Source organism: Candidatus Binataceae bacterium, from assembly GCA_035508495.1.
Classification (GTDB): Bacteria; Desulfobacterota; Binatia; order Binatales; family Binataceae; genus JASHPB01.
Genome location: DATJMX010000064.1, coordinates 1 through 20,954, shown reverse-complemented (window position 1 = coordinate 20,954; position 20,954 = coordinate 1). Strand labels below are relative to the sequence as shown.

The window sequence follows — 20,954 nt, the reverse complement described above, 5'->3', positions numbered from 1 at the left end:
CCGCGATGTCGCGTCGCAAATCAAGCGCAATCCCGGGTGCGATGCTCGCGGCGTTGCTGGCAATGCTCGCGCTCGGGACGGCGGTCTCGGCGCAAGCTCCGGATGCCATCGCGGATCCCTACGCCGCAGCGGCCAGCCACGCAGGTGTGGCGCTCGAGCTCGTGGTTGCGATCGCAGGCGCCGAAAGCGGCTATCATCCATGGGCACTCGATGTCGACGGCCACCAGGTTTACTGCCGCTCGCGCGAAGAAGCCGAGCAGATGCTCGCGACGCTGAGCGACGATGCCAACGTTGACATCGGCCTGATGCAAATCAACTTACGGTTCTGGGGACATCGACTTGGAGTCACCAAGTTCGATTTGCTCGAACCGCGCACTAATCTCGCATTTGGCGCGCAGATCCTGCGCCAGGGACTCGTCCGCCATGGCACGATCTGGCGCCGCATCAGCAACTATCATTCAGGGTCGAAGGCCGAGCGCGAACGCTACAATCAGCAGGTTTATTCGATATATCAGCAGTACCTGCGCGGCGAGATCAGATAGGTCAAACCGCTTCCTTTCCCGCACAGTATCGGGACGTTCCTGTAACAGAATCGAAGAGCAAATGGCTCGCGCCGGGACAGAATCCCGGTGCGATGCGATTCGCGCGCTCAAAACGGGATGGCGAGCGTCTCCCATCGTAGCTTCAAATAGAAAAATGCAGGGAAAAGATTCTTCCTCGATCTCCGCGTTCGTGCGCCCGCTGCTCCTCAGTTCGTAAGTATAAGCATCCGCTGGCTCGCGAGTTGCTCTCATGCTTCGGTATGGAGATCCTGCAAACCAGTCAGCGGGTAATGGAGGCGGCGCTCGAGGTTCGCTCGGAACGCGCCGAGCTCCTGGCAGGCAATATCGCCAACGCTGACACTCCCGGCTACATCACACGCGATATCAAGTTCGACGACGCTATGAATCGCGTCCTCGACGATCAGGACTCCGCGGCCGTGCCGTCGAAGGATGTGCTGGCGCCGGAGAATCTTCGCTACGACGGCAACAACGTCGATGTCGATCAGCAGGTCGCCAAGTCTTACCAGAACACCCTGAACTACTCCGCCACCCTGAGGCTCTACGGCGATTCAGTGAATCGGCTGCGGGCCGCCACTTCGAGCAGCTAGGAGAAACGCGATGTCACTCGATAGCATCATGGGAATCGCATCCAGCGGACTTGACGCACAGTCACAACGGATCACACTGATCGCGCAGAACCTCGCCAACGCCAACTCAGTCGATTCGCCCGATGGCGGCCCCTACCAGCGGCGCATCGCCGTGTTCGAGCCCGCGCCGATCGACGACAGCGCGCCAGGCTCCGGCACCGGGGTGAAGCTCGCCGCCGTCGTTCGCGATCAGACTCCTGCGCAGCAGGTGTTCGATCCGTCGAATCCGTTCGCCGACGAAAACGGGATGGTCAAGGAACCCAACGTCAATCCGATTTACGAGATGGTCGATCTGATGCAGGCCTCGCGCTCGTACCAGGCCAACCTCTCCGTCGCGCAGACCGCCAACAGCGCCGCGCTCCGCACCATCGATTTACTCAAATGATTCCCGTCATTGCGCCGCAGGGACTTCCCGATCTCGCGCCGATCAGTCCGGCCGAGACCAGCGCGCCCAATCCGAGCGGCTTTGGCCAGGTGATCGACCAGGTCAACGGGATTCTCGAAAAGGCCGATCAAATGGCTGCTGGTTATGCGCAGGGCAAAGTCGGCCTGACCGACGCGGTGCTCGCTTCCGAAAAAGCCGACACAACTTTCCAGGTCGTGATGGCAGTGCGCAACCGCGCGCTCGCCGCCTACCAGGAAATCATGAACCTCCAGGTGTAAGGCGGCGATGGATTCAATCAAGCAAACGCTCTCGAGCATCTTCGCCGCGATTGGCAAGTTTCGTGAGGCGAATCGGCAGCTCTTCAATCTGATTATCGGCGCCGTAATTCTCGCCGCAGCGATCGTTGGCGCGCTCTACATCATCGATCCCGGCGCGCCGGTGGTTCTGGCAACCAATCTCTCGCCCGCCGATCGCACCGCGCTCGCGCTCAGGCTGCGCCGCCACAAAATCGATTTCACGCTCGGCGCTGATTCGATCACCGTGCCGTCACATGAGTTGACCGACGCGCAGCGCGTACTCGACGGCAGTCCTGGATACTCCGGCGGCGCCGAGGACTTCACGCTTTTCGATCGCTCGACCATGGGCCAGAGCGACTTCGATGAGCAGGTCAATTATCAGCGCTCGCTGCAGGGCGAGCTCGAGCGCACGATCATGAATCTGCACGGCGTCGAAAGCGCGCGCGTGATGCTGGCGCTGGGACGCCCCTCGCCATTTGCGCTGGGACCCTCGGACGCCGATCGCGCCTCCGTGATGCTCACGACCTCGCCCGGCGCGATGATCGATCAGACGATGGCGAGCGCGATTGCGCACCTGGTCGCGAGCTCCGTGCGCGGACTCACTCCCGACAACGTTACCGTTACTGGCAACGACGGCGTGATGCTCTATCCGCCTCAGCACGACGGAGAGCTGGCCGAGGCTGTGCGCCTGCGCAACGACATCGAACACCGCCTCGAAGAGAAGGTCGGCGGCCTGCTCGGGCGAATCATGGGCGACGATCGCTACGCGGTCCAGGTCGCAGTCGATATCGACACTTCGCGCGTCAGCAGTCACGACCAGCTCTACGGCAAAGGCGACCAGGCGATCCTGAGCGAGGAGCACTCGGTGACGCCGGCGGGTTCGCAGCCCGGCGGAATCCCGGGCCTCACTTCGAATCTCCCCGGTCCAGCGCCTGCTGCCGCCGCAAGTGCACAGCCATCGCCCGAAGCGACTTCGGCGGCCGATAAGACACAAACGCAAGTCCAGAACGCGGATCTCGCGCGCAAGGACATCGTCAATTACAAGCCCTCGAGCCGTGAGGTCGAAACCGTTACGGCACCTGTGCGGATCAAGCGCATCTCGGTCGCCGCGGTCCTCGACGGCACCTACGACGGCGGCAAGTTCAAGCCGCTGCCCGATGAGCGCCTGCACGCGATCCAGGGGCTGGTCGCGGCGGCAGTCGGCGCTGAGCTCGATCGCGGCGATACGGTTGATATTCAGAGCGCCGCGCTGTCGCTGCCTTACCTGCCGCCGGTTCCCAATCCGATCACAGAGATTCGCGCGCTGTTCGCGAACCCGACGCATCTTTATATCGCAGTCGGCGTCGCGCTCGCCCTGTTCGTCCTGATGATTTGGATGGTCAAGCGCGTGCTGGCGGGTCTCTTCAGCGGGCGTAAAAAAGAAGTCAGCGAGCCCGCGCCCAAGGCGGCCCAGATCGCAGCCAAGGAGCCTCCGCAGACCGATCGTCCCGCATCTCGTCCTGAGTCAGCTCCCGCACCGGCGGCGCCAGAACCTGCCGCCCCGCAGAAGAAAAGCGAGCTCGAAGAGGTTCGCACCAAGATCAACGAAGAAGTTGGCCGCAATCCCGAAGCCGCGGCTGACATCCTGCGCAAGTGGCTCGCCGAAGCGCAGGCCAACGGCAACGGTGAGCATCCGGCGGCATAACTATGAGCACTGCACAGTCATATCGATTCCCCACTCTTTCCGAGTTCGATCCGGCGGTTCTCTCGCTCGGCATCCGCTCGCGATCCCGCGCTGACGAGACCGCGGTCGCCGATGCGATCACGCGGGGCTACGCCGAAGGCCGCGAACGCGGCGAGACTGAAGTTGCCGCCGCCGTCTCATCGGCGCGTGAAAACGGCTTTCGCGAAGGCCTCGCCTCAGGCCACGAGGAAGGTCGCGTCGAGATGCTGCGGACCGCGGAAGCTCTAGGCGCGGCGCTCGCCGAGTTCAACGAACAGCGCGCGACGCTCAGCCACGAATGCGAACAGTTCTGTGTCGATCTCGCGCTCGCGATCGTGACGCGCATCGTCGATGAGAGTCCGGTCCGTGCCGAATTCGTTACACGCGAAGTTTCAAAAGCGCTCAAGCTGCTGGCTCCCGAGCCGGCTACCGAAATTCACCTGAATCCCGATGACCACAAGTTAGCTAAGGACGCCTTTGCCGGTCTGCCGCTCAAGGACGACGCGACTCTCAGTCCGGGACATGTTCGTGTCGAGGCCGGCAGGTTGCTCGTCGAGGCAGGCATCGAACCTGCTCTTGAGCAGATTAAATCCGCGGTCCTGGAAGTGAAGAAACAGCGGACTCTGGCGCGCGCTGCGAAAACTGCGACGAAGACCAGGACGCGAACGAAGAAGTAATGTTCGATTCGTCTTCATATATCGACGCGATTGCGCCGGTGAACTTTCCAGCCTGCGGGCGGCTGACGCGCTCGGTCGGGCTGCTGCTCGAAGCCACCGGTCCCGATCTTCCGGTCGGCACGCTCGTCGCGGTGAAGGATCGCAAGAGCGTGGTCACTTGCGAGGTCGTGGGCTTTCGTGACGATCGCCTGCTGCTGCTCGCAATCGATGAGGCGCGCGACCTCGCGCCCGAGAGCCTCGTGATGCCACTCCATCTGACGTTCCGCGTCGGCCCCTGGGTATTGGGCCGGGTGCTCGACGGTCTCGGCCGCGCGCTCGATGGACAGCCGGTTCCCGATGAAGGCGAACAAATCGAATTGCAGCCGCCCGCACTTGATCCGATGTCGCGCGGACTGACCGAGACTCCGCTCGACGTGGGCGTCCGCGCGGTTAACGGATTGTTGACACTCGGCGTGGGTCAGAAGATCGGCGTCTTCGCGATGCCGGGCGTCGGCAAGAGCATGCTGCTCGGCATGATGGCGCGCGGCACTTCGGCCGACGTCAATGTGATCGCTCTCATCGGCGAGCGCGGCCGCGAAGCGCGCGAATTCATCGAAGATATTCTCGGGCCCGAGGGCCTGTGCCGCTCGGTCGTGATCGTCGTCGCCAGCGACATGCCCGCGCCGATGCGTATCAAGGGCGCGTTCCTCGCCACCGCGATCGCCGCCTACCTGCGCCGCGAAGGCAACAACGTGCTGCTCCTGATGGACAGCCTGACGCGCGTCGCGATGGCGCAGCGCGAGGTTGGCCTCGCCAGCGGCGAGCCGCCGACCGCGCGCGGCTATCCGCCTTCGGTCTTCGCGGTGATCCCGAAGCTGGTCGAGCAGGCCGGCATCGCAAACGGCGCCGGCAGTATCACCGGGATCTACACCGTGCTGCTTCACGAAGAGAACGATCCGATCGGCGAGCTCGCCAAGTCGGTGCTCGATGGGCACATCACGCTGAATCGCGATCTCGCCAGCCGCGCCCATTTCCCCGCCATCGACGCGCTCAACTCCGTGTCACGCGTCGCGCAGCGCGTCTGCGCCGCTGAGCATACCGCGGCGCGCCAGCGTTTCGTCGAACTCTATGCGCGATGGCGCGACGCCGAGGAGCTGATTGCGCTCGGCACTTACCATCCCGGCTCCGATCGCCGCACCGACGAAGCCGTCGCCTATCACGAAAAACTCGAAAGCTTCCTCAAGCAGGACGCCGGTGAACGCGTGACGCTCGCTGACAGCGTACGCCAACTGGCAGAGGCGATTTCATAATGACCCGCGAAGAATTGCTCGGCCAGCTAATCCGGATGCGCGAGCTGCAGCTGAAGGGCCAGACTGCCGAGCTTAAATCCCGCAATGGAGTGCTCGCTAACATCGAGCGTGCGCTCGACCAGGTGCAATCGGCAGCGGTCGATTCGATCGGCTCCGTCGCCCATCTGCGCGATCTCGGCGCGCTCGGCGACATGCGTCTCGGCTACAAGCGGCTCGCGGCCACGGTTCAGGACCAGGTCCGCACGCTTGCTAACAAAGTGATTCACTCGCGCAAGCTGACCGATGCCGCCCGTGACGCGGTCGCCGACATCAAACGCGCGCGCGACCAGGAGCAGGAGCGATCGCTCGAAAACGAAGCCGAGCATTTCTTCTCCTGGCAGTCCGACTCCAAGAGGGAGCGCTAAGGCAATGCCGGTGCAGGCCAAGAACGGATTCGCGGCGCTGTTGTCGAGCGACGATCTCCCGAGCGCGGGCGTCCAACCCAGCTCGAAGGACGATTCCGACAAAACTGATTTCGGCGCCGCACTCGGCGGCCTGGTTGCCGCGATGTTCGCCTCGGCGCCATCCGATCCGGCCACAGCCAGGAAGACCGGCGCCGCGTCTGCGATCGACGAGACGAGCACGGTTATCAACGACACAAATTCGCATAGAGCCGCGGCGACGCCGGTGTCTACACTGACCTCCAATGAGATCAGCAGCCCGGCGCTTGCCGCTTTGTTTGAGTCCACCTTCGGCAGCGCGCTAAGCGACCCCAACGCCGCAAAGAGCACCGGCCATTCGACGGCCAAGACCGCGAGCGATCCGAGCGCAACGCCGCAACTTCACGCAACAGATCGATCGGTCGCTCCTGCCGCCCTGTCGGATTCCGCCTCTGCCCCGGGGCTTCCGCAGGCCAAACCCGCCGCGGCGACGGTCGCCGACGCGGACCCGGCATCGACTGAATCCCTGTCGATGACCGCTGCCGATGCGCCCGCGGCGGCGGTCTCAATCAAAATTGAAAAGACTCCCGCTGCTGCATTTCCACAGCACGATTCTGCGCCGTCGCAGACTGCTTCGCACGATCAGCACACCGACGTTGCGCCAGCGTCCAGCGCCCCGGGCTTCGAACACGCGGCCTCGCTTTTCACCTCCAGCGCTGCGCCGGCGGCGGCGGCATCGCAGCCACAGCCGGAAGAAGGTGGTCCTCGCGACAGCGCGACGGTCGCCAAATCCAGCGGCGCGGATGCTTCGACTTTGAATACCTCCGCGAAAGATACGGGCGCCCCGGTTGCCCAGCCCGCGACGAGCGCCAGCATGAACGCGCCGGTCTCCGCTCCGATCCAGATCGCGGCGCGGGCCGCGAGCGCGTATCGGGAAGCGTCGGCGGCAATCGCCCCGACCAAGACTCAGCCAACGACTCGGCGCAGCGATCAGATCGTCGATACGGTCGGATCGCCGCAGACCTCGTCCGCATCCGACGCCGCGGCGCCCAAGGTCGCCGAGGCCGCGCAGATTCGGCAGATTCTCGACGCCGTGAGCAATGCGCCCGCAGCGCGCGTCGCCAACGTGAAAGTCGATCTCGCCGACGGCCAGTCGGCGCAGGCCATGGTGCGCGAGCGCGCCGGCAACGTTGACGTGAAGATTATCGCCCCGGGCGCCGATTCTGCCCGCCACATCTCCGGCGAGGTTGATTCGCTGCGCAGCGCACTCGAAGGCGCGGGTCTTCATCTCGGCCATTCAGAGGTCAGTTACCAGGGCAATTCGGGGGAGCGGGGCCGCGAGCAACGCGAGACCGCTCAGGATTCGAATCGGCCAGCGAACCAATCGAACGAAGTTTTCACCCTTACCGAGGTAAACGAATGAGCACCACGACGGATATCAGCAGCCTCGCTCCGACCAACACTAACAGCGAGTTATCCTCGATGCCGACGCTGAGCGCGGGCGACTTCATGCAGATCCTGGTGGCGGAGTTCCAGAACCAGGATCCGACCGATCCGACCGATCCCACCACCTACGCGACGCAGTTGGTCGATTTCGCCAACCTCGGGCAGCTTCAGAACATCGACACCGCCGTGCAGCCGTCCAACTCGACCAGCCTGATGCAGGCGGCCTCGGCCTTCATCGGGCGCGAGGTGGTCACGCCCGGCAGCAGCATCGGCGTGCAGTCAGGCGCCGCCACTTCGATTGCCTTCGCGCCGAGCGCGACCGATTCCTACACCGCGCTGATCGCCAACGCTGCCGGCCAGCAGGTCGCCGCGGTGTCGCTGGGCCAGCTTCAGGCCGGAAGCTCGCAGAGCTTCACCTGGAAGCCCAGCTCGTCGATTGCCGATGGCAGCTACACGGTCAATATCGTTGGCGCCCAGGCCGGCGCGCAGAGCGGACTTCTGGAACAGGGCGTCGTGCAGAACGTCTCGATGACCAGCAGCGGCGTAAACCTCAATCTCGGCAACCTCGTGATTCCTGAGACCGCGATCGCCGAAGTCGCGCAACCGACCAATTGAATTTAGGGAGACACTAAGATGGCTGGCGATTCACTTTCAGTTACCGAAACCGGATTGCAGGCGGTCGACACCGCGATGCAGGCGGTCAGCGACAACCTGGCCAACGCCCAGACCACCGGCTTCAACGCCGAGAGCGTCGATTTCGGCACGCTGCTCGGCGAGTTCGTGGGCGGCAGCCCGCTCGGCGGCGGCGTCACGGTCACGGGCATCACGCGCGATTTCTCGCAGGGCGCGATCGTGCAGAGCAACTCGCCGACCGATCTTGCGATCCAGGGCAACGGCTTCTTCGTCTTCAAGGACAGCTCGGGCAACACAGGGTTTTCCCGCAACGGCGGCTTCAGTATCGGCAACAACGGCGACCTGCTCTCGTTCAATGGCGCCCAGGTGATGGGCTACTCGGTCAATTCATCGGGCCAATCGAGCGGCGTGTTGGGTACGATCGTGATTCCGCAGGGCGTTCTCGCCCCGACCGCGACTACTCAGGCGGCGATCACGGGCAACTTCGACGCCGGCTCGCCGACGATTGCCGGGCCAATCAATCCCGCCGATCCCACGACCTACAGCACTTCGGTCAGCGTCCAGGCCTTCGACAGCCTCGGCAACTCGCATGTGCTGACATTTTATTTTCAGAACTCAGGACCGAGCGGCGCCACGCCGCCGACCGAACAGTGGAACTGGACCGCGACTCTCGACGGCAGCACCACCGGCCTCGCCAACAACAGCGGATCTATAACGTTCGACTCGGCCGGCGCCCTGGTGAGCGGCGGTATCCCGCCGAGCCCTTTGACCGCGACCCTCTCCAGCGCCGCGCCCATGTCGGTGGCGCTCAATTTCGGTGCCCTCACTCAGTTCAACGGCGCTTCCGCTGCGACTGGCACCGCCGACGGCAACGCGGTCGGAAATCCGGTGGGCGTGCAGGTCTCGAACAACGGCCTCATCAGCGAGTCCTACTCCAACGGCCAGACCGTGGACGTCGGCCAGGTGGCGATCGCCACCTTCCAGGCCAACCAGGGTCTTCAGTTGACCAATAGTGGAGTCTATGAACAGACCCAGGCCTCGGGTCCGGCGACCATCGCAACCGCCGGTGCGGGCTCGGCCGGAACGATTGAAGCGAGCGCGCTCGAGAGTTCCAACGTCGATACCACCAGCCAGCTCGTCCAGCTCGTCGTCCTCCAGCGTAACTTCCAGTCAAACGCCAAGGCGCTGCAGACCGAAGACAACATCCTCGGCACCTTGATGCAGCTCCAGACCACGTAACTCAAGGGGGTAACCAAAAGTCATCATGAATAAGATGATTATCATGGGTGGCGCAGCGCTGGTTCTGATCGGCGGCGGCGGCGGCGCCTACTACAAGTTCATGCGCAAACCGGCCGCGGTTCATCAGAGGCTGGCCAAACCCGCGCCAACTCCCGCGCCGAAAGTCGCCTACGTCGAGGTCAAGGAAATCACCCTGCGCCTGGCCGACACCGACGTCGAGCATTACATGAAAATCACCCCGGTGCTGGCGGTGCGCGTGGCCAAGGCCGACGACCTCAACGAGAAGATGCCGATCGTCCGCGATCGTATCAACGCCATCACCTCGGCCCGCACCTCGGTTGAGCTCGCCACCCCCGCCGGCCAGCAGAAACTCAAACACGACCTGCTCGGCGCGCTGCAGGGCGACTTCAAGGATGACGTCGTCGATATCTACTTCGACGGCTACCTGGTCGAATGAAGCGCTGCAAAATCATCGCTGCGGTAGGCGCTGCGGCCGGCCTGCTCGCGATCGGCAGTCCCGCCTGGGCGCTCGATTTCGCGATCAATGGCGGCGAGCGCGGCGCGGGTCCACTCGAGCTGGCGGCGCTGCTGACGCTGGTCACACTCGCGCCGGCGGTGCTGGTGCTGCTGACCTCGTTCACTCGCATCGTGATTGTCTTATCGCTGCTGCGCCAGGCGCTCGGCCTGCAGCAGACGCCACCTAACATCGTGATTACAGGACTCGCGCTCTTCCTCTCGATGCTGGTGATGGCGCCAACGTGGAGCAAGATCCAGAGCACGGCGGTCGAGCCCTACATGGCCGGCAAAATCGCACCGGCGGCGGCGGCCGAAGCAGCCGAAGGTCCGCTGCGCGATTTCATGTTGCGTCAGACGCGCGTCGAAGACGTGGACATGGCGCGCAATCTTCTCGCCAAGGCGCACGTCGAGGTCGACCGCGCCGTTGCAGCCAGGGATCTCCCCTTCTACGCGATCGTTCCCGCGTTCGTGTCGAGTGAGCTGACCTCGGCGTTTCGCGTCGGCTTTCTGATTTATCTGCCGTTTCTCGTGATCGATCTGGTCATATCTGCCGTGCTGATGGCACTCGGCATGTTCATGCTGCCGCCGACCGTCGTGTCGATTCCGCTCAAGCTTCTGATTTTCGTGCTGGCCTCCGGGTGGCCGCTGCTGCTCGGCAATCTCGCTGGGAGCTTCTCTTAGGAGGCATGCAATGACGCCGGCACTCGCATCCGACATGTTCCGCATGACGCTGATGATCGCAATTCAGATCGGCGCGCCGTTGCTGATCACGATGACGCTGGTTGCGGTGGTGTTCGGCGTCATCCAGGCGGCGACCCAGGTCCAGGACGCGAGCGTGTCCTTCGCGCCCAAGCTGATCGCGGCGATCTCGGTCATCTGGTTTGGCGCGCCGTGGATGGCGTCGGTGCTCGAAGGCTTTATGCAGAAGGCGCTGACCGCGATTCCGTGGATGGTGGCGCGGTGAATTTCACGGTTGGCAACGATACCGCTCTTGCCTTCGGCCTGCTGTTCGCGCGCGCCGCGGGGCTGATGATGGCGCTGCCGCAGTTGCTCGGCGTCGCGGTGCCGATGAAAGTGCGCGCCGCGCTCGCGACGTTGCTGGCGGCCGCGCTGATGCCGCTCGCCTCGGTCTCGCTGCCCTCGGGCGGTGTGCTCGCGATCGCAATCCTCGTTATTCGCGAGCTCGTGATCGGCGCGACGATCTCATTTGCCGCCGCGATCGTCGTGGGCGCCGTGATAGCCGTGGGCGACGTCGCCGGTGCCTCGATGGAACTCAACAGCGGCGCCGTGCTGCGCGGCGACGTGCAGGCGCCCAACGTCCTGGCCGATGCGCTCGGAGTTATGACCGGCCTGCTGTTCTTTGTCGGCGGCTTCCATCGCGCACTGATATTGGCGCTGGGCCGCAGCCTGGCTGTCGTTCCGCTGGGAACGATCGCGATGCCGGATATTCACTCCCTGTTAGCACTGGGCGGGCGGATGTTCGAGATCGCGCTCGAAATTGGGCTCCCAGTGATGATCCCGATGTTCATCCTGTCGCTGTCGCAAGGCGTGATCGCGCGCCTCGCACCGCAATTGAACGTCCTGGTCGCGGCGCCCGCGGCGATGATCCTGGCGGGCCTCACGATTCTTGGGCTCGACGCGGTCGGCCTCGGCGCCGGAATCACGCGCGCGTGGGCCTTTGTAATTTCGCAGTCCAACGGATGGCTGCTAAATGGCTGACCGCGAAGAAAAAGTATTTCCCGCGCTGCCGCAAAAGCGCGCCCGCGCCCGCGAGCAGGGCCAGGTCGCGCGCAGCCGCGACCTGACTTCGGCAGTCTCTTTCGGTATTGGAGTGCTGCTCGTCTGCGGCGCGACGCTCGTCCTCAGTCGACTGGTTCTCGGCGGCTTCCAGAGCCTGCTGGTCGCGACCGCGTCGGGCGATATACCGGCGGCGCTGGCGCGTGCGATGCGCTGGCCGCTCTTCATCAGCGCGGCGGCGGCCGTAATCATGGCGTTGACATCGGTAGTCGGCGCGGTGGCGCAGGGCGGAATAGTGTTCTCGCTTGAGAAGCTCGCGCCCGATCTTTCGAAGCTCAGTCCGATGAAATACTTCGGCCGGGTCTTCTCCGGAGTGGGAGCGGTCGAGCTCGGCAAGGCCGCACTCAAGATCGCAGTCATCGCATACCTCGGATGGAGGACCGCGATCTGGGCGCTCGCGCTCGCGCTTTCGGCCCACGGACTCACCGGCGGCTTGCAGGCGCTCTCGCTCGGCGTGCATCGCATTCTTTACCTCGGCGCGCTGGTCGCGCTGATCGTCGCGCTCGGCGACTACCTGCACAAGCGTCACGAGTTTGAAGCCGACCTCCGCATGACGCGCCAGGAATTTCTCGATGAGCTGAAACTCGAAAACGGCAATCCCCTCATCAAGCGCGCGCTGCGCAAGGCGCAGCGCAAGAACTTCAAACGAATCCGCGGAATCCATCAGGCCGCCGCGGCGACCGTGGTCCTCACCAATCCGACCCATTTCGCCGTAGCCCTGCGTTATCGGCGCGGATTCGACCAGGCGCCCCTCGTCGTCGCCAAAGGGGCCGGCGAGAACGCCCAGCGAATCAAGGAGATCGCGCGGATGGCGGCGGTGCCGGTGCTCGAAAACAAAATGCTGGCGCGTGCGCTGTTCAAAACGGTCGAGGTTGGCGATTTCATTCCGCGCCAGTTCTACCGCGCGATCGCGGAAGTGCTCGCGACGATCATGCGCGCCGAAGCCGCGCGGGCCAAAGCCTCACAGGGGGGGCTCTAAGTGGCGGCAATGGAAACCAAGCGTAGCCCGCTGATCACGGCCTCCGAGCTCGCGCTGCCCGCGACCGCGATGCTGGTCCTGGCCGGGATGCTCGCTCCCGTGGGCCCGATTCTGCTCGACGTGATGCTGTCGTTCTCGCTGGCGCTCTCGCTGGTGGTGCTGGTGGTATCGGCCTCGAACAATCACGCCCTCGACTTCTCGGCCTTCCCTACCGTGCTCTTGATCGCGACGCTGCTGCGCTTGTCGCTCAACGTGGCCTCGACCCGCTTGATTCTGATGCACGGAAATCTCGGACCGGCCGCTGCGGGCGTGGTTATCGAATCGTTCGGCAACGTGCTGGTCGGCGACAACTATGCGGTCGGAATCGTCGTCTTCATCGTTCTGGCGATTATCAATTTCGCGGTCGTGACCAAGGGCGCGAGCCGGGTCGCCGAAGTGGCGGCCCGTTTTACGCTCGATTCGATGCCCGGCAAGCAGATGGCGATCGACGCGGACATGAACGCCGGCATTATCGGCGAGCAGGAAGCGCGCCGCCGGCGGCGCGACCTCGCGCGCGAAGCCGACTTTTACGCTGCGATGGATGGTATCGGCAAATTCGTCCGCGGCGACGCGGTCGCAGCGATCATGATCATGGTCATCAACCTGATCGCCGGCCTTTTCGTGGGCGTGATTGAAAACGGCATGAGCCTGTCGGACGCGCTTCACACCTACTCGGTGTTGACGGTTGGCGACGGCCTCGCCGCTCAGGTGCCCGCGCTGCTGACCTCCACCGCGGCGGGCGTGATCGTATCGCGCACGGGGAGCGACTTCGATCTGCCCCACACGATCGGCCGCGAGTTGCTCGCCAAACCGGGCGTGCTGTTCGGCGCCGCCGGCCTGCTTGGAATCATCGCGGTGATACCGGGCCTGCCGCACATTCCGTTTCTGATGATCGCATCGGGGGTCGCCGCGCTCGGTATCCGCAGCCGCAACATGGCTGACATGGCTGCCAAGGAAGATGCGCTCGCCAAACCGGCCAAGCCCTTAGAGCAGCAAGCCGCGAGCCCCTGGCCCGATATCCTGCGCCTCGAGCTCGGCGCCGCGCTGGTGCCGTTCGTCAACGAGCCCTGGAAGCTCGCCGAAAAAGTCCAGGCCCTGCGCCCCAAGATTCGCGAAGAGCTGGGCATCACGCTGCCGGCGGTCAGGATTGTTGACAATCTGACTCTCGACCAGAACGTTTACCGCATCGCGCTGCGCGGCACCGAAGTTGCCCGCGGCACCATTCGTTCCACGATGAGCCTGGCGATCCCGGGTCCCAAAGGCCCGAGCGCGTCCGTGCGCGGAATCGATACAACTGAGCCCGCCTTCGGATTGCCAGCGCTGTGGGTCGCTGGTGAACAGGTGACCAATGCGCGGCTCGCGGGCTACACAGTGGTCGATGCGATCACGGTTCTCGTCACCCATTTCGCCGAAACCGTGCGTGCTAACGCTAGCGAGATTCTGACACGCAAAGATGTCGAGGGGATGCTCGAGGCGGCGCAGAAAGTCGTGCCGCGCATCGTCGAGGAACTCTCCGGCGTCGGCATCCATCTTGGAAGTGTTTACCGCGTGCTCCAGCTCTTGCTCGCACAGCGAATCTCGGTGCGCGACCTGCCGGTGATTCTCGAGGCGCTTGCCGCCGAAGGCGGAGCGACCAAGGATCCCACCGATCTGGCTGAGCGTATTCGACCGATCATCGGCCGCGCGATTTGCGAACCGCTGCGCCGTCCCGACGGCGCGCTGCCCGTCCTGGTCGTCGATCCTGCGGTTGAAGAACCATTCTTCACCGCGGCCAGCAGCGAGCAACCGATGATCAGCGATCCCTCGGCGCTGCGCTCGGTTAGCGAGGCGATCAAGAAAGCCACCAACGACGCCGCCTCGCGAATGATGGAAATGCCAGCGGTGGTCGTGTCGCCGCAAATCCGCCGGATGTTTGAGCGCGTCGCGCATCGCACCTCGCGCCACCTGGTCGTGCTCGGCGCAAGCGATATCCCGGCCGGCGTTGAGCCGACGATCGTGGGAAGGGTCGGATGAAGGATTACGCGCAGGAAGCCGTGCAGGTCGAAATCCAGCCTGCTCTCGACGATTGCGAAATCGCGCGACTGGTCGAGAACTACCTGCCGCTGGTTGCCAAGCACGCCGATCGGGTGTGGGTTTCGGCGCGGCTCGGTCTGACGCGCGACGATCTGATCTCGGCGGGATGCTATGGGCTGCTGCTCGCGGCGCGGCGCTTCGATCCCACACGCGGTGTGGGCTTTGGTGTGTTTGCGCGATCGCACGTGCATGGCGCGCTCATGCGCGAGATCAACTCCGCGATGAAAGCGGCGGGTCTCGGCGGCGAAGAAGTCTTCGTGGCCGGCGCCAGCGAAATCGAACTCGATTCGATCGCCGATGAACAATCGATTAACGCCCACGAGGCCATGGAAATCGCCGAAATGCGCGACCTCATGGACCTCCTACTGACCGAGCAGGAGCGCCTGATGCTGACCCTGTACTACTTCGAGGAATTGACGCTGGCCGAAGTTGCGGCCGTCACCGACCAACCTGAGGGCGCGATCGCGCGCGCACTCAAGTGCGCGCTGGGCAAACTCAAGGCCGCGATGGCCGACAAGGGGGAACGATGAACTCGATTTTTATTGCCGCCTCGGGCGCCGCCAGCCAGGCCGCCTCGCTTGACACGGTGTCGAACAACCTCGCGAATCTGGACACTCCCGGTTATCGCCGCTTCATCAACGTGCTCGACTCTGTGCAGGGCAACGGCTCGCCCTATCAGTACGCGTCGACCGCCCAGACCTCGCAAATCGACATGGCGCAGGGGCCGCTCCAGGATACCGGCAATCCGCTCGATGTCGGGATCACGGGACCGGCGTTCCTCACCGTGCAGGCGGCCGATGGCAGCACGGCGTACACCCGCAATGGCTCGCTTTCCGTCTCCGAGGACGGCACCTTGATGGCCGCCGGTCATCCGGTGATCGGCGACGGCGGCAGCCCAATCCTCGTTCAGCCCGGCCCTCTGACGATCGGCTCCGACGGCGCAGTCAGCGTCGCGGGACAGCCGATGGGCCGGCTCGGGCTCGCTGATCCAACCGATATCACGATGATTCCCAAAGGCACGAGTCTCTACCTGCCATCTGACGCTTCGACTTTGCCGCCCGCGACTAACAGTCAAGTTCACCAGGGAATGCTCGAGCATTCGACCGGCACCGAGATGGGCGAGATGGTCGCGACGATGGACGCGATGCGCAACTACGAATCCGCAATGAACACCGTTCATTCGATCGATTCCAATCAGAGCCAGGCCATCCAGGCCTTCACGCTGCAGGCATAAGGGGGAACTTCAATGCTCCAGTCTCTATCGATCGCCGCGACCGGGATGCAGTCCGAGGAAACTCAGACCCAGGTGATCGCAAACAACCTAGCCAACGCCTCGACCCCCGGCTTCAAGGTGTCGCGCGCGCATTTCCAGGACCTGCTCTACGTCAACGACCGCCAGGCGGGAACCCAATCCTCCCAGGTCAGCTACGTGCCGACCGGAACCTCGATCGGCCTCGGCTCGAAGACCGCGGCCGTCGATCAAATATTCACTGAAGGTCAACTCGACCAGACGGGCAATCCGCTGGACGTCGCGATCCAGGGTGACGGCTTCTTCCAGGTCTCGATGCCCGACGGCACTATCTCATACACCCGCGACGGCACCTTCCGGCTCGACCAGAACGGCCGGTTGGTGACCGAAGATGGCTACACGATCATGCCCGGCGTCACGATTCCGCAGGGCGCCCAGAACATCACGATCGGCCCCGATGGCACGGTCTCGGTGGTGGTCGGCACCTCGACGACTCCGACCACTGTCGGTCAGTTGCAGCTCATCCGGTTTATCAATCCCGCCGGTCTGCAACCGCTTGGGCAGAATCTTTACAAGCAGACGCAGGCCTCGGGCGCGCCGCAGGCGGGCGTCGGCGGGCAGAACGGATTCGGATCGATTACGCAGGGCTTCCTCGAGATGCCCAACGAAAGCGTCGTGACGGAAATGGTCGGGCTCATCGAGGCGCAGCGCGCCTACGAGGCGAGCTCGAAGGCCGTCGAGACCGGAGACCAGATGGAGCAAATCGCCAATGGCCTCATCAAGTAAGGATACGGTCAAGTTCAGTTTCATCGCGCTCGCGGTATCGGCGGCATGGCAGCTCGCCGAGATCGAAGACCGTGCGGCGCGCGTCGAACGCGAGCTGGCTTTCTGGAAGGAGCGCCGGCCAACCCGCGGTTCTCTCATCCTGCGCGTCATCATGACAATTTTCGCCACCACGCTGATGACCGCAGCCGCGGCCGCGGCGGCGCACGGCGCGACTGCGTCTGCCGCAAGCACTCCGCGTGACGCCGTTATTCCGACCCAGGCGGCACCGAGCGCGATCGCGCCCGACTTTAACGCACAAGTTGTATCGAGCGTGACGCCGATGATGCCCGAAGGAATGCGGCTTGACGGCGTGGCTCTAGGCTGCAAACCGCCAGTTAATGCGGCGCTGAAGGCGGTGGCGCCTGGATTCACGCGAATTCAGTCGCGCGGGTTTATCGTCGAGTTCGCCGTAGGCGCGCGAATAATTATGTGTAGCGCGAGCTTGAATGCCGAGCGCCAGATGCTCGTCGCGGCACGTGATATCCAATCCGGAGAATTGGTTAGCGACGCGGATTTCAAGTCTCAGTGGATAGATGCGTTCTCAGGCGGCACCGGCTCGCTCAGCATGTTTCCGCAGGCGGGTCCCTACGCCGCGACCAGCTTCATTCGCGCCGGCGATCCTCTTTATCAAAACCAGATTGCGCGTCCGATTGCGGTTCGCGCCGGCGACCTCGTGATGGTCCTGGTCAAGAACGGGCCGATCACGGTGCGCGCGCAGCTTCAATCGCAATCAACCGCCGCAGTGGGCGAGACCGCGACCGTGATCAACCCGACGAGCGGAATTCCCCTGATGGTAACGGTAACCGGTCCCAAGACCGCGGAACTGGTGATGCAATGAAACTTAAACCATTGGCGGGCGCGGCGCTGCTGGCGTTTTCGGCGAGTGGATGTGCGGCGCTACCTTTCATTCCCACCGCGGCCAGCGTGGCGATGAAATTCTGGCCCAGTCATCAATCGGTCTCTCCCATAAATCCGGGCTCGAACCAGCTTGAGAAAGACGACCCTGCGATTGAAAAAGCGATCGCGACACCGCCAAAGGTCATCGGCGACAACGGAGTGACAATTGGTCAGCAGGACCGCGTTTCGTTCCAGCCGGAGGCCGAAGGCAGTATTCCCGTGCGAGTCGCGGCGATCGATCTGGTGTCGGACGTGAAAGCGCGTTCCGTCGGCGACATCGTAACGGTGAACGTCAGCGAGGTTATCAGCAGCGAAGCGAAGGCGGTTACATCATTATCCAACAAGCGCTCGCTGAGCGGCGGAATCCCTAACCTGTTCATGGGAACCGAGTCGCTCGCGGCTCACAATCCGCTGCTGAACCTGAGCAGCATGATTAATAGCTCGTCGCAGAACAGCACTGACGGCAGCGGCGACATGACCGCGGCCGACAACTTCTCCGCGACCGTGAGCACGGTCGTGGTGGCCGTTAATCCGAGCGGAACGCTGTCAGTCAAGGGCGATCGCCGAGTCCAGATCAACGGCGAAAACGACACTATCCATTTGAGTGGTGTCGTCCGTCCGCAGGATATCGATTCATATAACACCGTCGCGTCATCGCAGGTGGCGGACCTCGTAATTAGTATGTCGGGCTCGGGACAGATTCGCGACAAACAGGGTGACGGTCTCGGAACGCGAGTCTTCGACTGGGTATGGCCATTCTAATGAAGATACTGAAGTGCATACTCATCGTCGGCGCGTTGCTGAGTCTTCCCGGAGTCGCGATCGCGCAGGATGTGGTCGATACCGCGGGTCAATCGACGATGCCCGTCCTCGGCAAGGCTCCCGACCATCCGGAATTAATCAATCCCGGCGGCGGTCTCCTCGGCTATCAGCGCGGAGTCGCCAGCACGGCGGTGCCGCTGTCAACTCTGGCACATATTCATGGTATGCGCTCCAATCACCTGGTCGGTCATGGCCTCGTGGTTGGCCTCCAGAACACCGGCGATTCGCAGCAGACGATCTTCTCGATCATCTTTCTGCTCAACATGCTGCATCACGAGGACATTACTATTCCGAGCAGCCTGAACCCGGCCAACATCCAGGTTCGTAACCTGGCGGCGACGATGGTTACCCTCGATCTGCCGCCCTTCGCGCGCGTCGGTTCAAGAGTCGATGTTCTGGTGTCCGCGATGGGCGATGCGCGATCGCTGCAAGGCGGGACGCTGATGATGACGCCGCTGCGCGGCGCCGACGGCAAGGTTTACGCGCTCGCACAGGGGCCGATCACGATCGAAGGATATTTTGCGGGCGGCGCCGGTGGTTCTTCATCAAGTAAGAACTTCCAGACCGCGGGCCAGATTCCGGGCGGCGCGAGCGTGGAGCGCGAAGTGCCTAATGTGTTCGGCAAGGGTAATCAGCTCCAGCTCGATCTCGACCTGCCCGATCCGGGAGTGGCTATTCGTGGCGCGCTTGCGATCAATTCCCAGATCAAGGGCGCAAACGCATCGGTGCAGGATCCAGGGACGATCATAGTCAATCTGCCGCAATGGTTATCGCCGGTATTCTTCGCCGCGGCGCTGAGCCAGGTCGCGGTGACGCCGACTGAATCGGATCGCATCGTCATGGACGAGCGTACCGGCACGGTCGTTGTCGGCGGTGCAGTCACCGTGGGACGAGCGGCAGTGAGTCATGGAAACCTCACCGTGACGATCGAGCCAAAACTACAGGTCTCGCAGCCCGGGCCATTCAGCAAGGGCCAGACCGTGGCGCAGAAAACTTCGAAAATCTCAGTCGACCAGGAGCAGGGTGCTTTCTTCATGATGCCGCAGGGCGCGAGCGTCGAACAGATCGCGGAGACGCTTAACGCCGTCGGCACCAAGCCCGGCGACGTAATCGCAATTCTCGAGGGTCTGAAAACCGCGGGCGCGCTGCACGGAGAACTGATTATCCAATAGCTAATCGCTGGGATACTTGCCAAGGGGAGAAGTGAAATCATGCCTATATTTGCAAATGATGTTTTCTCGCGACCGGTTATCGGCGCCGAAAATACCAAGGCCAATCGCGGCAAAGCCGCCCAGGGATTTACCCAGGTGTTTACCACGATGATGGCGAGCGAGATGCGCAAAGCTGGGGGCGGCGACAAGGGCCCCCTCGGCACCGCCGGCGGGACGAGCGGCAATATCTACGGTTCGTTCTTCGACCAGACGATGGGCGCGACGCTGGCGCATGCCAAGGCCATGAAACCGCTCAGCGAGATCATCGAACGTGGCATGAGCGCCCCGACGCATCCAATCGCAAGTGCGATCGGCGGTCCGGGCGCACGCAGAACTTCCCTGGCGACCAGTGGAATCGTGCCCGCGAGCTACGAGACGATCACGCCTTCCGCGGCGAAGATGTTCGCCCCTGCTACAGGGCTGTCCTCGATTGGCACAGAACTGAACCTGGGGAGTGATGCGCGCGGCCCGGTTCTGCTGCCTCCTGCGCCGACCTCCATGGCACCCGTCTTGCCTCCTCCTAATCCTGTGAAGGGTTAGTGCATCATGCCTAATTCAGTATCAGATGTTACGAGCGCGAGCGCCGCGGCCATCGAGCAAGTCGATGCTTCGGCGGGGGCTCAGGATCTGCGTGCGCAGACCGTCACGCCAGTCAACGAACAACCTCCAGCGCCGGCGGACGCGACGAGTCTCTCGCCTCTAACTAATTTTCTTGGCACCGCGATCAGCGGCGCGCAGTCGCAAAGCTCGGTGCGGCCTGACGTAGTTGCGCAGCTCCGCGCCCAGCTCGCGGCTGGCACCTATCAACCTGACAAAACGGCGGTGGCAGCGAGCGTCTATCGCGCGATTAAGGCGAATCCATGAACAGCGGATTTTCAATGAGGATCGACGAGCTCGAGCGGCATCTTGGTACGGCTGAAGGCCTCGCCCACGTCGAGCAGGAAGTGCAGGAGATCTGCGAAGAACTGAGTATTCGGCCGCCAAGCCACGAGGAACTGATCGAGCTGGCGGCTTCGCTTGCGATGCTATCGGGAAGAATCTACGAACACGACCGCCTGATACGCGACAGGATCCGCACCCTCGGCGGGGAGACGAGCAATGTCGGTTGATCTGGCTGCGGTTGGAATCAGTGGAATATATGCAGCCGAAGCTGAGCTGGCGGCCACCGAATCGAATATCACTAACGCTTCCAACCCTAACTACTCAGTCGAGTCAGTGAATCTTGCGGCGCGGCCGAGCCCTACCGGCGCGGGGGCGGGCGTAAATATACT

At 63.2% G+C, this 20,954-nt stretch carries 26 protein-coding genes; all 26 read left to right on the top strand.

Features of this window, described 5'->3' with window-relative positions; all coding sequences use genetic code 11:
• Nucleotides 1-5 precede the first annotated feature (5 nt).
• Complete coding sequence (locus VMA09_19345) at nucleotides 6-542, top strand: lytic transglycosylase domain-containing protein (GenBank protein HUA35774.1); 537 nt, start codon at nucleotides 6-8, stop codon at nucleotides 540-542.
• 260 nt (nucleotides 543-802) lie between these two features.
• Complete coding sequence (locus VMA09_19340) at nucleotides 803-1,150, top strand: hypothetical protein (protein HUA35773.1); 348 nt, start codon at nucleotides 803-805, stop codon at nucleotides 1,148-1,150.
• Between the two features lie 10 nt (nucleotides 1,151-1,160).
• A complete protein-coding gene (flgC, locus tag VMA09_19335) occupies nucleotides 1,161-1,574 on the top strand; it encodes a flagellar basal body rod protein FlgC (protein HUA35772.1) in 414 nt (137 codons plus the stop codon).
• Nucleotides 1,571-1,852 carry a flagellar hook-basal body complex protein FliE gene (gene fliE, locus VMA09_19330; GenBank protein ID HUA35771.1) on the top strand — a complete coding sequence of 94 codons (282 nt, stop codon included), beginning with the start codon at nucleotides 1,571-1,573 and terminating at the stop codon, nucleotides 1,850-1,852. Before flgC ends, fliE begins: the two co-directional genes overlap by 4 nt.
• Nucleotides 1,853-1,859: 7 nt before the next feature.
• On the top strand, nucleotides 1,860-3,554 hold the full coding sequence (fliF, locus tag VMA09_19325; GenBank protein ID HUA35770.1) for a flagellar basal-body MS-ring/collar protein FliF: 1,695 nt from the start codon (nucleotides 1,860-1,862) through the stop codon (nucleotides 3,552-3,554).
• Nucleotides 3,555-3,556: 2 nt separating this feature from the next.
• The gene (locus VMA09_19320; GenBank protein HUA35769.1) at nucleotides 3,557-4,249 is read left to right on the top strand and encodes a FliH/SctL family protein; all 693 of its coding nucleotides are present in this window, start codon (nucleotides 3,557-3,559) and stop codon (nucleotides 4,247-4,249) included.
• Nucleotides 4,249-5,538, top strand: a complete 1,290-nt coding sequence (locus tag VMA09_19315) for a FliI/YscN family ATPase (protein ID HUA35768.1) — start codon at nucleotides 4,249-4,251, stop codon at nucleotides 5,536-5,538. The genes VMA09_19320 and VMA09_19315 overlap by 1 nt, the downstream gene beginning before the upstream one ends.
• Nucleotides 5,538-5,942: a hypothetical protein gene (locus tag VMA09_19310; GenBank protein ID HUA35767.1), complete on the top strand. Its 405-nt coding sequence runs from the start codon at nucleotides 5,538-5,540 to the stop codon at nucleotides 5,940-5,942. The genes VMA09_19315 and VMA09_19310 overlap by 1 nt, the downstream gene beginning before the upstream one ends.
• Nucleotides 5,943-5,946: 4 nt before the next feature.
• On the top strand, nucleotides 5,947-7,380 hold the full coding sequence (locus VMA09_19305; protein ID HUA35766.1) for a hypothetical protein: 1,434 nt from the start codon (nucleotides 5,947-5,949) through the stop codon (nucleotides 7,378-7,380).
• Nucleotides 7,377-8,018, top strand: a complete 642-nt coding sequence (locus VMA09_19300) for a flagellar hook capping FlgD N-terminal domain-containing protein (GenBank protein ID HUA35765.1) — start codon at nucleotides 7,377-7,379, stop codon at nucleotides 8,016-8,018. Before VMA09_19305 ends, VMA09_19300 begins: the two co-directional genes overlap by 4 nt.
• An 18-nt stretch (nucleotides 8,019-8,036) precedes the next feature.
• Nucleotides 8,037-9,275, top strand: coding sequence for a flagellar hook protein FlgE (locus VMA09_19295; GenBank protein HUA35764.1), 1,239 nt, complete (start codon nucleotides 8,037-8,039; stop codon nucleotides 9,273-9,275).
• Between the two features lie 25 nt (nucleotides 9,276-9,300).
• Nucleotides 9,301-9,732, top strand: coding sequence for a flagellar basal body-associated FliL family protein (locus VMA09_19290; GenBank protein ID HUA35763.1), 432 nt, complete (start codon nucleotides 9,301-9,303; stop codon nucleotides 9,730-9,732).
• Nucleotides 9,729-10,472, top strand: a complete 744-nt coding sequence (gene fliP / locus VMA09_19285; protein HUA35762.1) for a flagellar type III secretion system pore protein FliP — start codon at nucleotides 9,729-9,731, stop codon at nucleotides 10,470-10,472. Before VMA09_19290 ends, fliP begins: the two co-directional genes overlap by 4 nt.
• The gene (locus VMA09_19280) at nucleotides 10,450-10,755 is read left to right on the top strand and encodes a flagellar biosynthetic protein FliQ (GenBank protein HUA35761.1); all 306 of its coding nucleotides are present in this window, start codon (nucleotides 10,450-10,452) and stop codon (nucleotides 10,753-10,755) included. The genes fliP and VMA09_19280 overlap by 23 nt, the downstream gene beginning before the upstream one ends.
• Nucleotides 10,752-11,510 (top strand): flagellar biosynthetic protein FliR, encoded by a 759-nt coding sequence (locus VMA09_19275; protein ID HUA35760.1) that lies wholly within the window; start codon nucleotides 10,752-10,754, stop codon nucleotides 11,508-11,510. The genes VMA09_19280 and VMA09_19275 overlap by 4 nt, the downstream gene beginning before the upstream one ends.
• Nucleotides 11,503-12,567, top strand: a complete 1,065-nt coding sequence (locus VMA09_19270) for an EscU/YscU/HrcU family type III secretion system export apparatus switch protein (protein HUA35759.1) — start codon at nucleotides 11,503-11,505, stop codon at nucleotides 12,565-12,567. Before VMA09_19275 ends, VMA09_19270 begins: the two co-directional genes overlap by 8 nt.
• A 9-nt stretch (nucleotides 12,568-12,576) precedes the next feature.
• Complete coding sequence (locus VMA09_19265) at nucleotides 12,577-14,619, top strand: flagellar biosynthesis protein FlhA (protein HUA35758.1); 2,043 nt, start codon at nucleotides 12,577-12,579, stop codon at nucleotides 14,617-14,619.
• Nucleotides 14,616-15,209: a sigma-70 family RNA polymerase sigma factor gene (locus VMA09_19260; protein ID HUA35757.1), complete on the top strand. Its 594-nt coding sequence runs from the start codon at nucleotides 14,616-14,618 to the stop codon at nucleotides 15,207-15,209. The genes VMA09_19265 and VMA09_19260 overlap by 4 nt, the downstream gene beginning before the upstream one ends.
• Nucleotides 15,206-15,913 (top strand): flagellar hook-basal body complex protein, encoded by a 708-nt coding sequence (locus VMA09_19255; protein ID HUA35756.1) that lies wholly within the window; start codon nucleotides 15,206-15,208, stop codon nucleotides 15,911-15,913. The genes VMA09_19260 and VMA09_19255 overlap by 4 nt, the downstream gene beginning before the upstream one ends.
• 12 nt (nucleotides 15,914-15,925) lie before the next feature.
• The gene (gene flgG, locus VMA09_19250) at nucleotides 15,926-16,714 is read left to right on the top strand and encodes a flagellar basal-body rod protein FlgG (protein ID HUA35755.1); all 789 of its coding nucleotides are present in this window, start codon (nucleotides 15,926-15,928) and stop codon (nucleotides 16,712-16,714) included.
• Nucleotides 16,698-17,591, top strand: coding sequence for a flagellar basal body P-ring formation chaperone FlgA (flgA, locus tag VMA09_19245; GenBank protein ID HUA35754.1), 894 nt, complete (start codon nucleotides 16,698-16,700; stop codon nucleotides 17,589-17,591). Before flgG ends, flgA begins: the two co-directional genes overlap by 17 nt.
• A complete protein-coding gene (locus VMA09_19240; protein ID HUA35753.1) occupies nucleotides 17,588-18,412 on the top strand; it encodes a flagellar basal body L-ring protein FlgH in 825 nt (274 codons plus the stop codon). Before flgA ends, VMA09_19240 begins: the two co-directional genes overlap by 4 nt.
• The gene (locus tag VMA09_19235; GenBank protein HUA35752.1) at nucleotides 18,412-19,644 is read left to right on the top strand and encodes a flagellar basal body P-ring protein FlgI; all 1,233 of its coding nucleotides are present in this window, start codon (nucleotides 18,412-18,414) and stop codon (nucleotides 19,642-19,644) included. Before VMA09_19240 ends, VMA09_19235 begins: the two co-directional genes overlap by 1 nt.
• Before the next feature lie 39 nt (nucleotides 19,645-19,683).
• Nucleotides 19,684-20,223, top strand: coding sequence for a hypothetical protein (locus VMA09_19230; GenBank protein HUA35751.1), 540 nt, complete (start codon nucleotides 19,684-19,686; stop codon nucleotides 20,221-20,223).
• Between the two features lie 6 nt (nucleotides 20,224-20,229).
• Entirely contained in the window at nucleotides 20,230-20,547 is a 318-nt protein-coding gene (locus VMA09_19225; GenBank protein ID HUA35750.1) for a flagellar biosynthesis anti-sigma factor FlgM, read from the top strand.
• A 14-nt stretch (nucleotides 20,548-20,561) separates the two neighbouring features.
• Nucleotides 20,562-20,792, top strand: a complete 231-nt coding sequence (locus tag VMA09_19220) for a hypothetical protein (protein HUA35749.1) — start codon at nucleotides 20,562-20,564, stop codon at nucleotides 20,790-20,792.
• Nucleotides 20,793-20,954: the final 162 nt, after the last annotated feature.